Here is a 13,463-nt window from a genome sequence, read left to right as displayed (position 1 = left end):
CCCCCCCCCCCCCCCCCCGACACCCACGACCTGTCTCCGTTAGCACGCCAACCTATGCAAGTCAGCACTAGACCACAGCGCCGCCGGCGCTGACTACTGGGCGCTCAGGGCGTCCTCGAGGAAGCGCCGGCTGCGCTCGATCAGTTGCTGCATCTCTTCAGGAGTCTCATCACCCTCGGTCTCCAGCGAGATGGCACCCGTGTACCCGTGGTCGGCCAGCACTCGCAGGCAGCCGATCACATCCACTTCGCCGTCCCCCAGCGCCACCGAGCGCGGTCCCACGACGTCCTTGACGTGGCAGTGCACCACCCGGCCGACCACCCGCTTGAGGGTCGCCACCTCGTCGGCGCTCTCCCCCATGGGCTTCCACGAGTACGCCCCGGCAGCGGTCTCCACGTACGTGGCCCGGTGGACATTCGCCGTGTCGTAGTTGATCCCCAGCCACGGCGAGTCCGACAGCCCCATCAGGGCTTCCAGACCATCGGGGGTCAGCGAGAAGGTGCCGTGGGGCTCGATGGCCAGGAACACCTGGCAGCGTGCGGCCACCTCGAGGATCGCCGCGAACCGCTCGCGGAGCAGGTCGAGGGCCTCCGCGTCAGACATGCCGGCCGGCTTCTGCCCGTCGCCGGCGTTGACCACGGGGATGCCCGCCGCCTGGGCCCAGGCCAGGGCGGTGCTGATGCCCGCGACAGCCCCGGGATCGGCCAGGATCGCGCCGTGTGGGGCCCAGAGCGCCGTTACGCCCTTGAAGCCGCAGTCGGCGACCAGTCGGGCGAAGGCGTCGGGGTCGTCATGCCACGGGTCCACATGCGGACAGAAGGGCGCGGTGGCCTGGGTCTCGACCCAGGTGTATCCGGCCCGAGCGATGCGTGCGAAGGCCTCCGCGAGCGGCAGGTTGCGGAAACAGACGGTTCCACAGGCGAGGTGCTTCATCGTGATCTCTCCTGGCTATCCTGTGACAGGTTGCGTTGTCTCACCGGTGCCCGGCGGCGCCAACGGGCTGCGCGGCCCGGCCACCGCCCCGGCGCCGAACGCGAGCATGGTGCAGGCCGTGTAGTACAGCGGGTAGCAGAACCAGTCATACGGCGCGTCGCCACCCACGAACTTCCAGTAGGCGACGGCAATGTCCGACACGTAGAACAGCACGGCCGCGGCGAAGATGAGCTTTCCGCCGGGCAGGTGGGCGGCGCTGGCGGCGGCGCCGACCATGGCGCTGATGACCAGCGCATAGGCCACGGCGAGGATGCGCTCCACGCCCTCGGCCCGGCCGTAGAGGCCGGACAGGATGGCGGCGCTGCAGGCGATGAACACCACCAGCACCACCGCGCCCCGCCGCGCATCGCCGCGCCGCAGGACATAGGCCGCGATGAAGAAGATGTGGCCGACCAGGAACGCCCCCGCGCTGGCTACGAAGCTGCGCGCCCCTAGCATGTCGCCCAGGAAGCAGCCCACGAGGCCGATCACCATCAGGACGCCGGGGGCCGACCGGAGCCCGCCGCTGAGCAGCGAGATCAGCACGAAGCCGCCGGAGGCTACGGCGATCGCCCCCAGCCGCGGCAGCCCTAGCGCCTGCCAGGCGTGCAGGAGTGTCCCCGCGACGGCCAGCGCGATGACGATGGCGAGCACGGTGCGAGCGATAGCGGCGGCCCGGCAGCACGGAGAGGCCATGGGGCGGTTCCTCAGGCACGAGTGGCGCGGAAGCAGGGGTATTCGACGCCAGGGACAGGAAGGCCTCCGACCGGATAGCGCCGTGCCGGAGGCCCTGCAGATGGCCTGACCTGAACGCAGGGGGTCGCTACGGCTTCCCTGCGGTTCCCGCATTGAGTGCTTGCAGCACCGTCTCCAGCTTCGCGACGGCTTGGGCCTCCTTCGCTCCGGCGGCGCGTATCTGGGCCGCGAACTCGCGCCGCAGCTTCGGGTCCGCCAGGCCCTGCTGGGCGGCGGGCTCCATCCAGTGGCCCCACTTCCAGGCCTGCCCGGCGTACGCCGCGACCTCGTCATAGAGCACCGCGGCGGCGGTCAGGTCGGCGGCCACCTCGGGTACCCGCTCGGCCATGAGGCGCAGGAACTGGGCGCCCCGACTCCGTTCGTGGAGCATCACCACCTGATCGCAGTGCACCATCGCGCGGGTCTCGAGAACCTGCGGCTTGTCGGCCGGGTAGTCGGCATCCACCTCAAGCGCCTTCGCCCACTCCTCATAGGCGGCCAACCCGCAGACATGCTGCGGCAGGTTGGGCCGCTTCGCGGTGCGCTCCAGGTCAACGGCCCACTTCAGCGACTCCCGCAGGATGTCGCGCTGAGACCCCTCCCGCCAGCGGTTCTTGTCGCCCACCACGAGCAGGCCCACCGGCTCATCGCCGACCGGGCCCAGGCCGCCGTCGGGCGCCGCCGCAAAGCGGCTGAACTTCTCGAACCACCCCGCCTCCTCGTAGTAGCCCGGCCGCTTGTCGTCTTGGAAGTAGCTCCAGCCGTGCAGCACTTCGCCGCCCTGCGAGAGGCCGGCGACGATCCCGGCCTCGGGCGGGCCCACGATACCGAAGGCGATGACCGGACGGCCGTGGGAGAGGCTCTCGCGGAGGGCCGCAATCATCTTCTGCTTGTCGCGCGGCACCGTCCGCAGCTCGTACTGCAGCCCGAAGGCGGCGCGGCGATACACCTCGGGCCCGAAGTACCCTAGGTCCACATTCCCGCCGTCGTCACGGTGCCACGCCCGCCGGAAGGCCGCGCCTGTGATGCCCATCAGGTACTCATACGCCACCGGGTCGCCCAGGTACTCCATGACCGCGTACAACGACCCGGGGAGGGGGCACAGGTGAGTGACGTAGCCGATCTTGGGAACGCCCTCAAGCACGAGGCGGCCGCAGGCGGCGGGTGTGTCGGTAGGGAGCGTCTCGCCCATCTGCTCCAGGGCCCTCTGGAGGTGCGCCGCCGCTTCGGCATCGCGCCGGCGGCAGAGGCGGATGAGCGGCACGAGGCGGCCGCGCAGGAAGGCGTTGCCGAGCTTGCCCGCCCCGTCATCGCTGGGGATCATCCCCCCCGTGAACTCCCAGATGGCCCACACGAGGTCGTGCTCGTCGTCGAAGCACCTCGCCGCTTCGCGCAGTTCCTCGGCCGCGGCCGGCTCGCGGTCGGCCATGCGCCGCAGGAAGTCCGCGCCATACGCTCGCGCCTCCGCCAGCGTCCCCCCGGCGCTGTGGTGGTACTCGTGCCGCTTCCGCAAAGTGGCCAGATCGTCCGCCGGGAAGGGCGCCTCCTTCAGCAGCGTATCGGCCCACATCGTGAACGAAGCCAGGCCGGTCCACTTCCCCCGGACCACCGGCGTGCGCATGATCTCCAGCGCACGCCGGAGGGCTGTCACGTGGATCTCGTGGTCGGAGGGGCGGCTGACCTTGTCGCCGATCAGGATGATCCCGCGCGTGTCCGCGAACCAGTCCCGCTTGCGGAAGTAGGGATCGGGGTTCCCGCCGCCGGCTTCCTCCAGCTCGATCTTCGCGGCCTCGTCGCCCTCGCCCTGGAAGAAGCTGCGGCCCACCAGTACCTGGCCGCCCTCGTCGTAGCCGACGATGAGGCTGCACTCCGGCGGCCCGACAACGCCGAGGGCCAACACGGGGACGCCCCGGCGGATGCTGGCCACGATGCGCTCGCGGAAGGCGGCCTCGTCGTAGTCCGCGTCCTGCTGCAGGCCGAGGGACCGGGCGAAGTCCCGGCGCAGGAGGATCTCACAGGCATAGCCGGCCGCCGCGAACCCGTCGCGGAAGGGCGCCAGCGGGTCGCCGGGCATGCCCAGTAACTCCATGGCGCTCCATTCCCAGTTCGTGCCGTCCCATCCCAGCCGGAACGACGCACCGCAGACGCCCTTGATGTACGTGTGCACGACATGCCAGGGGTCGTTGGCATGGCGGGGCTGCTGGCCGAGGTTCTCGCCCTGGTACTCCAGGAACGCCCTCATGCAGGCCGGGAAGGGGTCATCCTCCGGGCCACGGTTGTCGCCCCGATAGAACCCGATCCACGGCACACCTGCCAGCACACACCGTACGGCCGGGTCCGACGTTGCCGGTCGCTTCTGCACGGCCTTCGCCTCCTTCGGCGGCTGTGCGAACGCCGTCGTAGCCGCCACCAACAGTGTCGTAACCAGTAGCGCCCTTCGCATGCTGCGCCTCCCGGCCTCACCAGGCCTCGACCGCGGCCCCCACTTCCGTGAATGCCACTCCCTCCGCCCACGTCGCCAGTGTCACGGCCCTTAAGCCATGGCATGGGTGCTCACTTCGCTGGCGTTCCCAGAGCCCGCTCGATGTGCGCAATCCCCTGCGCCTCGACCTCGCGGATCCGCAGGATCGCCTGCGCGAATTGCTCCCGTACCGCCAGGTCGAGGACGCGCTTCTGTGCCTCGGCCGGGAAGTTGCTGGGGAGGATGCCCTCCAGTTCGTTGCGGAGCGCGTGGCTCTGCTCGTAACAGCTTGCCGCCTGCAGCAGCTCGGCCGTGCCGGACGGCAGTGCCTCCGCCGCGTCGCGCAGGAAGGGAGGCGCGGAAGCGTGGTCGTCCAGCATCATCTCGTAGCAGAGCAGGCACAGATAGCGGAACCACATCCCGTCCTCCTGGCGCTCCGCTCTCTCAGCAGACTCCTGCTCCCGCAGGGCAGCGGCCAGGACCTGGTAGCCCCCCAGGCCGGTGTACGGCGCCCTGGCCGGTTCGCCACGCACCAGCGCCACGGCCAACTGCAGGGCCTCGGTGTACATGGTCGCCGCCGGTGGCCGCTCGCACCGTTCTTCCAGGAGGATGTACTCCTTCGTCCTCTCGTGCCAGTCGAGGATGACATCGTGGCCCCGGAACCTGTCGCGGCCACCATAGGGGCTGGACCCGAGCAGGATGTCGCCGGTGTCCTCGTAGCCAGTGATCAGGGCCCAGTCGGAGGCGTCCACCACGTGACCCCGCAGCATGACAGCGAGGCCGCGGTCAATGCTGTCGGTGAGGCGCCGCCAGTCACTGGCCCGGTCGCCGGCGGCATGCCATGCGTACGCGTGGCCAACCGCGGCAAAGGCACGACGGATGAGGTCGTGCACGTCGGCTGAGACGCCCCCGAAGCCGTAGAAACCCGGGTTCCACAACTCGGGCCCCATCGTGAAGCGGAAGGCGACGCCGGTCACACCCGTGATGGTGTGATACGGCACTTCCTCACCGACGCATTCCAGCGTGCGCGTCAGCGCGCTGGCGAACTCACACATCTCACCGGTGCCCCAGTCCATCGGCCGGACGCCTTCGAGGTACGTCCGCCGATCTTCGGTGCTGAGGCTGATCGAGGGTGGCATTGCAGCATGCTCCTCCCCGGCGCGCCGCTACGCTCCGGGTCTCGTGTGGGGCGTGTGACCCACGAAGTCACTCACTGCCTGCCAGTCGGCGGGGCTTCCTCACCGACGCCGCTGCAGCCATTCGTCTCTGCCTATCGCCATCGTGCAGCCCACGAACGTGATGGGGTTGCCGTCCGCGTTGCGCTGGAAGAAGTCCGTGCCGTCTCCCCGGCTCACCACCGTCAGCCCCAGCTTGCGCAACGGCGCGAGCTGCGCTTCCCACTCCTCCGCGTTCCGGCAGATGATCTGCCGGACAGACGGATCGGCGAAGGCAACGTCCATGAGGCAGCCGAGGGCCTCGGTGTCGAGGTCGGCTCCGAGGTGGGCCGTGTGGAACACATGCCCGACCTCCATGACGCCGGGCTCGTCCTCGGGGCTAAGCGCCAGGAGGCCGATGAGGTGGCCGGTATTCCTCAGACACACGGCCCAGAACTTCTCCTGTGCCGCGAAGTACACGGCCATCCCGCGGCAGCCCTCGTCGTCGGTCGGCCAGGCGTGGTCGTACTTCCCGCCCGCCGAGGACTCCCTGTCGCGGGCTAGCTCCTGCAGTTCCACCCAGTCAGCGGGCGTGAAGTGCCGGATGAGCAGTCGGTCGGTGGTGAGTTGGTCGGTGTGGGTGGTCATGTCCCCCTCCTGTGAGGGCGCGCCACTGCGGGCTAGGCCTGCTTCTTCGCCGCGCGCCTCTCGGGCTTCGGCGGGGCGGGCTGGCACTGCGGACAGGTGTAGATCGCCCCGCCCAGGAAGCTCTCCTTGACGATGTCCGCCTGCCCGCAGACGGGGCACGGCAAGCCGGCCGCCGCGGCGCTGAGCAGGCGCTCGTAGCCGCCCGTGTCATCGAACAGATCGTGCTCGTCGGTGCGTCCCCCCAGCCGGATGGCGCGCTTGATCGTCTGCACGATGGCCTTGTGCAGCGCGCGCTGTTGGGCCTTGCTCAGGTCCACGGCCCTCGTCCGGGGGTGCAGCCGCGCCGCCAGCAGGATGTCCTGCAGGTACCCGTTCCCCATGCCCCACACGCCCGGATCGGAGATCAGGAAGAACTTGATGGCGCGGGAGTCGTCCGGCTCCAACGCGGCGAAGAGGCCCTCAAAGTACCCCCGCGTGAAGCCCTCGTCGGTGGCCTCCAGCGCGCGCCGGGCATACCACGGATAGACCTCCAGTTCCTCGGGCGTGTAGAGCTGGCATGAGCCCCAGCCCTGCACCTTGACGCTCAGGAAAGCGCCATCGTCGAACCCCAGCAGGAGCTGGTGCTTGGCGGGCACGGTGTCGGCCGAGGGATGGAAGATGATGCGCTCGCCCCCGCCGCCCAGCACGACGATGTGTCCGCCACTGAGCCGGACCAGGATCAGCGACCCGCTGGCCTCCGCGCCGGTAGTGGTCTGACCGGGCAGGATCGAGGCGTACTCCTCGGGCGGACGGCTGTAGAACGCGAACTTGTGGGGCGCGTTCCCCCGCACTGCCGACTCGATTCGCTTGCCGGTCAGTGTCTTGGCAATCTGCCCGGCGATCGTAACAGCTTCAGGGTACTCGATCATGATGTCCCTCCCTCGCTGGCCGTATGGGCCCCGACCATCGAGATCGTCCCGTTAGGGTATTCTACCGTTCTCCCAACTCCACCTCTACCAACCAGGGCTGGCTGGCGGCCGTCCCGTCCGCAGGACGGTCGGCGGTGCTCAGGCTGGCGGTCCTCCCGTCCGCAGGACGGTTGGCGGTGCGCAGCACCGCCCCCCAGCCGGACGCTTCAGCGTCCGGGATGCTGCCGCCCCCTTGTTCCTCCTTGCGGTCGTTCCGTTCCGTCCGCAGGACGGTCGGCGGAACGCCCGGGGAGGTCTGCGCCTGAGACGGGCCTGCGGCCAACCGTCCTGCGGACGGCAGGCACTTCTAGACAAGGGGGCGGCGTCCTTTCCCGGCGTTGAAACGCCGGGCTGAGGGGCGGTGCTGCGCACCGCCGAGCGTCCTGCGGACGCCACGACTCCCGCCTCGCCACGACTCCCGCCCCGCCAGACCTCTACGCCTCAGACCTCTGCGCCCCAGGCATCTGCGCCTCAAGCTACCAGCCGACAACCAGGAGTCACCCCCGACCCCGCCCTGGTCACGTGCTGCCCGGGGGGGGCAGGCTACCACATCCCCAGCTCGCGCAGCGTGTACTTCAGATAGGCCAGGTCACGCTGGGCGGCGACGCTGGGGTCACCCAGGCCGCAGTACTCGCAGCAGATGTGCCCCTGGTAGCCCGTGTCGCGCAAGGCTCGGAAGATGCGGAAGTAGTCCAGGTGGCCACTGTCGAGCATGTAGGAGTAGTCCGTGCCGCCCGTCGCCAGGCGCCGGCAGTTCTTGGCGTGGACATAGCCGATCCGGCCGGCGAGTATCTCGACGGCAGCCACGGCCTCCTCGGCATGGGGCGTGCCATACATGTTCCCGGCGTCTATGTTCGCCGTGACCAGGGGGCTGCCGATCATGTCCAGGAGCTTGAGGGTGGAGGCGGCGGTGTCATGCAGGCTGTGCATGTGGATCTCGAAGCTGCAGGTCATCCCCAGGCTGGCCAGCTCGGCGGCCACGGTCTGGAACGCCTCAGCCCCGCGCTCGTAGTGCACCTCGGTGGCGATGGCCGAGCCTGTCACCACTGGATCGTCCGCCATGAGGGAGCCGACGCCCGAGTTGATCTTCTCCACCCCGAGTTCCCGCAGCACCGGCAGGCCGGCCAGCAGGGAGTCCAGCGCCGCTTGCGCGGCCTCCCGGTCGTCCTGGATGACGTTGCCTCCCCACGACGCGACCGGCGCCGCGACGCCATAGCGGCCCATCGTGTCCTCCAGCTCGGGCTTGATCTCCGCCAGGGCCCGTCCGCGGAACAGCGTCGGGCACAGCTCGATGCCCTCCCACCCGTACTCCCGGGCCTTGCGGCAGGCGCGCTCGAAGTCATACGTCCGGTAAGTGTACGCATGCATCAGTATCATTGTGTCTGTCTCCCCTGGATGGGTTGCGGCCGGCTTGTGCCGGGGCTCAGGGACGAACACCACCGACGGCGTCCGTCGCGTGGTAGGCTTCATCCACCAGGCGCCGATTTCCTTGCTCCCCTGGTCTCACCTGCCCGGGGAGATGCGCGCCAGAGAGGTGCGACACCGCGAACCGCGGAAGGCACCACCAGCGATGGGGGATGTTGTTTGAGGAGGAGTTCTGAGGATGTGCCGAGACTGGTGGCTGTGGGCCTGTGTCGTGACGGCGTTGGCCGGGCCGTGCGTGGCGGCGCCGGAGGAGCTGGTGCGCGCTCTGAACGCCGGACCCCATGGCGCCGTCCTGCGCCTGCCTTCGGCCCACTTCACGGAGGGCCGGTTCACGGTGGCCGCCGATCCGGCGCAGCCGGTCTATCTGTACCTGCAGGCCGTGCTCAGGTACCGGGCGCTCAGCCATTCCGGGGGCGTGCTGCGCCTGGCGGTCAACGGCCAGGCGCTGGCGACGGCCGAGGCGGTCAACAAGGCGAACGAGTACTGGACGCAGGGGACCGAGGTCTATGCCCCCAAGGCCTTCGCGCTCCCGGCTCAGCCGGCGTTCGAGTCGGGCGAGCGCGACGACCTGGGCGGACTGGGCTACCTGTTCGACGTGACGAAGCTGGTGAAGCCGGGGCCGAACACCGTGCGGATCACGCACGTGACGGCGGCGGAGGAAGCCCTGCTGCGCGACGCCCTTGTCATTGTGGGCAACGAGCGGACGCCGCTGGCCCTGGACCCGCCGGCGGTGGCCAACAACGATCCGCAGAAGCTGCGCTGGGACTTCGCCCCCAACCTCAAGGAGCAGAAGGGCCTGTTCCTGTGCCAGGGGGTCTTCCAGCGGCTGAGCTTCTATGTGCGCAATGACGACACGGCGGGCGCCGTGCGGCTGGGCCTGGTCCTGGAGCTGCCAGCCGGGGTGGAGCTGGTCACGCCCTATCTGCCCTACGCCGACGGCTGGACCCAGCGCGTCCGTCTGGAGACCAGCACCCAGCAACGCGACGGCCAAGCCGTGACGCGCTACACGTTCACCTTCCCCGACAGCGCGGCCGTGGCGCCCGAGACACAGTGGCACACCTTCGGCGGCCACCCCTTCTGTCTCTACCTGCGCTGCCGGCAAGCCCCGGGCGTCTATCGCCTGGCCTGGCAGTCACGCTCCCAGGGCGGAGAGGGCGAACTCGTCTCTGTGCCCCTCACGGTGTTGCCGCCGCTACCTGCCACCCCGCAGCCGCGCCGCTCGCTGCTCGGCGTGTGGGCCTACAGCGTCGTGCGACCGGCCGTCGCCGAGGCGGAGAAGCCGCTGGAGGCAATGATCCGGCGGGAGACCGACGCGCAGCTACAGGCGGCGGGCGTGTCGCGGCTGGTGCTGTCATACCCCGAGGAGATCGCCGAGGCCCGGGCGCACGGCATGCTGGTCAGTCTCGCCAGCATGTGGAGCTACAACACGACCGTCTACCCCACCTCGACCGAAGGCCTCGACAAGGCCTGCCTGGGCTCGGGCGGCAAGCCCGTACCGGGCGAGAGACGCGGGGACCGGTACCAGTGGTGCCCGACGTACGCCGCCGAGCACGTAGCGGAGGTCTTCGGCCCCATCACCAGCCGCCTGCAGCAGGAGGGGTGGGACGGCTTTGACCTCGACCATGAGGGCAACCACCACCAGTGCCTCTGCCCACGCTGCCGGGCGGCGTTCCTGGAGCGAGAGGAGCTGACGGCCGACCAGGTGAACTGGCCTGCCGACGTGGCCCCGGGCGGGAAGCTGCACGAGCGCTGGCTGGACTTCCATGTCTGGAACGGTGGCCGGCACGTCGCGGCGGTGCGCCAGGCGGTCAAGGCCGGCAGCCCGCAGGGGCGGCTGTTCTCCTGGTTCACCATGTCCCTGTATGAGCGCCAGGCCACCGGTCCCCATGTGCAGGCCTATCGCGACCGCCTGCAGGAGGAGCGCGAGTACGGCTATGACGTGCGGCAGTTCCTGCCGCACCTGGACTTCGCCAACATGGCCAACGGCGTCTATCCGCATGGCGAGGACACCTGGGGCCAGCCGTACGGCCTGGACTGGGCCTTCCGCCGCGTCGAGGCCACGGTGGACAACCCGTGGAGCGTGCCGCTGGCGCCGTGTCTGAACATCGGGGCCGGCGTGCTGGACTCGTACACCAACCCCGACTACCTGCGCTGGCAAGCGAAGACTCACCTGGCGCAGGGGGTCCGGGGCCTGGACTTCTGGATGCTGCCGTTCTTTGATGGGCGGCACTATGCGCTACTGTCCGAGTTGGCCCGCCTGCTCGACGCGACGCAGGACATCGTCTGGGAGGGCAAGCGGGCTGATGACAGGGTGGAGGTCACGGCCCCCACGGGCGTCTTCCACCGGGCCTTCGCCGGGCAGGGCAAGCTGCTCGTGGGGTTCACGAACCGCGGGCTGCAAGACGCCACTGTGACGGTCCGCACACGGGCCGGCAAGGGCAGGATGGTCCTGTCCGGGGCGGAGCCAGGGACCACGGTGACGGTGCCGGCGCTGGATGGCGTGTTCATCGTGTATGACCTGCCGTAGGCTGTCGGTCCTGTCGTCGCTGTCACGCCAACCGAAGGGATGGAGACACCTTGCGTACCCGACTGGCCGTGCTCCTGGCCGCTGTGCTGCTCAGCCTGCCCGCGTGGGCGCAGCCGAACGACTGGCTGGATGACTTCTCCGCGCCCCAGCTTGACGCCCGGTGGACCCGCGATGTCAGCAAGCAGGGCACGATGGCCGTAGATGCCCGGCGCCAACTGCTCGTGCTGGGCGGCAAAGAGAACGTCTACAACCACCTGGAGACCGACCTGCCGACGGATGTGACGTCCGTGCAGGTGGACCTCAACAATGTCTGCGACACGGCGGCCTCGTGGTCGCCCGGCGTCATCCTGTACTGGGGCCCGGACAAGTATGTGCGGGTGATGCTGAGCCTCCACTATGGCCTGCGGATGGAGGCCGCGCCGGGGCCCGGAACCGTGTCTCTGGCGGACAAGCTCCGCCCCGTCGCCGACACCTGGTATCGCGTGCGGCTGGCGCTTGCCGCCGACACGATCACGCTGACGGTCGCGCAGCCCGGCGAGGCGGCTACCGCGACAGCCGAGCTGAAGCGACTGCCCGAGTGGCAGGGCCCGTGCCGCCTGATCATGGGCAAAGGCTACATGCCGGGCGAGGGTGGCGCCCCGGACTTCGACAACGACTACGGCCGGGGTGAGAAGATCATCGCGGTGCACGTGGACAATGTCGTGGTGGGGCAGCCGCCCGATCTGGCGGCGCGACTGGCCGCCAGCGTCGCGGCGGCCCGCGTCGAGGGCGAGCAGGACCCGCAGCAACTCCATGTCGCCGTCTGGCCCAATGTGCTGGATGACCGCACGCGCGGCACCGTCTGGCTCGCGCAGGGCGCCTATCAGCGCGTCTGCCTGGTCTACGACAACCTCGACGCCACCCACTCAGCCAAGCACGTGAGTGTTGAGATCGAGGCGAGCCGACACCTGGCCCCCCGGGAGATCATCGCCGGCGACCTGCCGGTGCAGGTGCAGACCAGCCCGGCGGGCGACCTCGTGCGCTGCGTGCTGGACTTCCCGGCCAACTTCGTGCTGCCGGCGAACTTCCACGGAGTGGATAAGCCGAAGGGTGAGGGACCGGGTTGGCTCAACTGGCCGATCAGCCCCATGATGCCTCCGGTATTCGTGCACTTCCGCCCCGAGAGCGGAGAGACGGGCGTGTTGCGCGCGCGATTGCGACGCGATGGCCAGCCGGGACCGTGGACGGAACTGAAGGCGGTCGTCCTGCCCCCGCTGCCGCCGCCGCCCAAGGCGGACCCGCGGCACCTGGGCTTCTCCCTGTGGGAGGGTGCGGCGCTCGACCCCGGGGGGACGCTGGGCCCCGAGCTGCTCGCCAACATGCTCCAGCAGTACCAGCAGGTGGGCCTGAGGCGGCTGCATCTGAGCGGCGGCCGGCCCCTGTTCGAGGCGGCCCACAGGCTGGGCCTGCACGCCAACCTGATGTCCTGGTGGGACTACTCGGCCCAGTGTCCTCCCGACGTGACACCCACGCCCGAGGAGAAGGCGACCGAGCCCAGCCGCTACACGACCATCTGCCCCGAGATCATCGCCACCGGGGCGGGGACATATGGCCGGTTCCTGGAGAGCGTCACGACGCGGATGAGGGAGTCCGGGGCCGATGGCTTCATGCTGGATTACGAGTGCCGGCCGCCGCTGTGCTTCTGCGACCGCTGCCGGCAGGCTTTCGCGCGCTACGCGGGGGTCACGGATGCCGCCTGGCCCCAGGACATCAAGAAGGGCGGGCGCTACTACAGCAAGTGGATCGAGTTCCGCTGCGACCAGGGCGCGCGGTACGTGAAGGTCATCGGGGAGGCGGCGCGCCAGGCCAAGCCGGGTTGTGCGCTGCAGGCGTGGATCGCGGGCTACGACTACGCCGGGACCATCGAGTCCGCGCAGATTGACATCTCCAAGGCGGCTCAGTACCTGACCGAGCCGGAGGTGCCCCACTACACCCACCCCCGCGACTACCGCGACATGTGGACCAAGGACGTGGGGCTGGCCAGCGTCGAGATGGGCATCCAGACCGTGCAGGACAGTCTGAACGTGACCAGCAAGCCTATCGTGTTCTGCTCGACGGTCATCTACCCGCTCGGGTCGGCCACCCCGTGGAGCGATCCGCAGATTCTGAACGCGCAGATGCTGGCGATGATCGGCCAGGGCGTGCGCGGCCTCTCCTTCTGGGGCGGGCATGACGACGGCGCGGTAGACGGGCGCTTCCTGCACCTGCTGGCGAGGTGGAACGCCGTCCTGGCCGCCGCCGGGCCGTTCCTGTGGGACGGCAAGCGTGACGATGCCGCGGTGACGGTGCAGGGCGCGGACGGCACCCTGGTGCGCAAGCATGTGTGGCTGCTCAAGAACGAGGCCCTGGTCTTCGTCGTGAACCTGACTCAGGAGGACCGGCTGGTGAGCGTTCAGGCGCCTCAGTCCGGAGCCCGTGTGCGCGACCTGCTGACCGGCCGCGCGGTGGATCTGTCGCGACCCTTGAAGGCGCCGGCCCTGGATGCGGTCATGCTCGTCCTCACCCGGTAGTGCCGGGCGAGGCACCTGCCAAGCGCCGATCGCCGACGCTTCCGT

At 69.5% G+C, this 13,463-nt stretch carries 9 protein-coding genes; 2 read left to right on the top strand and 7 right to left on the bottom strand.

Features of this window, described 5'->3' with window-relative positions; translation table 11 throughout:
* Positions 1-93 precede the first annotated feature (93 nt).
* The 7 genes from LLH23_05380 to LLH23_05350 all read right to left on the bottom strand — a co-directional run bounded on the left by LLH23_05380 (position 94) and on the right by LLH23_05350 (position 8,294).
* Complete coding sequence (locus LLH23_05380; GenBank protein MCE5237906.1) at positions 94-933, bottom strand: sugar phosphate isomerase/epimerase; 840 nt, start codon at positions 931-933, stop codon at positions 94-96.
* A 15-nt stretch (positions 934-948) separates the two neighbouring features.
* A complete protein-coding gene (locus LLH23_05375) occupies positions 949-1,668 on the bottom strand; it encodes a lysoplasmalogenase (protein ID MCE5237905.1) in 720 nt (239 codons plus the stop codon).
* 127 nt (positions 1,669-1,795) lie between these two features.
* Positions 1,796-4,150, bottom strand: a complete 2,355-nt coding sequence (locus LLH23_05370; GenBank protein ID MCE5237904.1) for a hypothetical protein — start codon at positions 4,148-4,150, stop codon at positions 1,796-1,798.
* A gap of 110 nt (positions 4,151-4,260) precedes the next feature.
* A complete protein-coding gene (locus LLH23_05365; protein ID MCE5237903.1) occupies positions 4,261-5,307 on the bottom strand; it encodes a hypothetical protein in 1,047 nt (348 codons plus the stop codon).
* Between the two features lie 99 nt (positions 5,308-5,406).
* Positions 5,407-5,970 carry a GNAT family N-acetyltransferase gene (locus LLH23_05360; protein ID MCE5237902.1) on the bottom strand — a complete coding sequence of 188 codons (564 nt, stop codon included), beginning with the start codon at positions 5,968-5,970 and terminating at the stop codon, positions 5,407-5,409.
* A 32-nt stretch (positions 5,971-6,002) separates the two neighbouring features.
* Positions 6,003-6,878: a hypothetical protein gene (locus LLH23_05355; protein ID MCE5237901.1), complete on the bottom strand. Its 876-nt coding sequence runs from the start codon at positions 6,876-6,878 to the stop codon at positions 6,003-6,005.
* A 582-nt stretch (positions 6,879-7,460) separates the two neighbouring features.
* Complete coding sequence (locus LLH23_05350) at positions 7,461-8,294, bottom strand: sugar phosphate isomerase/epimerase (protein ID MCE5237900.1); 834 nt, start codon at positions 8,292-8,294, stop codon at positions 7,461-7,463.
* 226 nt (positions 8,295-8,520) lie between these two features.
* Here LLH23_05350 and LLH23_05345 point away from each other — a divergent pair, with 226 nt between their 5' ends.
* Both LLH23_05345 and LLH23_05340 read left to right on the top strand, forming a co-directional pair.
* Entirely contained in the window at positions 8,521-10,869 is a 2,349-nt protein-coding gene (locus LLH23_05345; GenBank protein ID MCE5237899.1) for a hypothetical protein, read from the top strand.
* A gap of 50 nt (positions 10,870-10,919) precedes the next feature.
* Entirely contained in the window at positions 10,920-13,418 is a 2,499-nt protein-coding gene (locus tag LLH23_05340; GenBank protein MCE5237898.1) for a hypothetical protein, read from the top strand.
* Positions 13,419-13,463: the final 45 nt, after the last annotated feature.

The organism is bacterium, assembly GCA_021372615.1.
Taxonomy (GTDB): domain Bacteria; phylum Armatimonadota; class Zipacnadia; order Zipacnadales; family UBA11051; genus JAJFUB01.
This window is presented reverse-complemented; position numbering and strand designations above follow the sequence as displayed.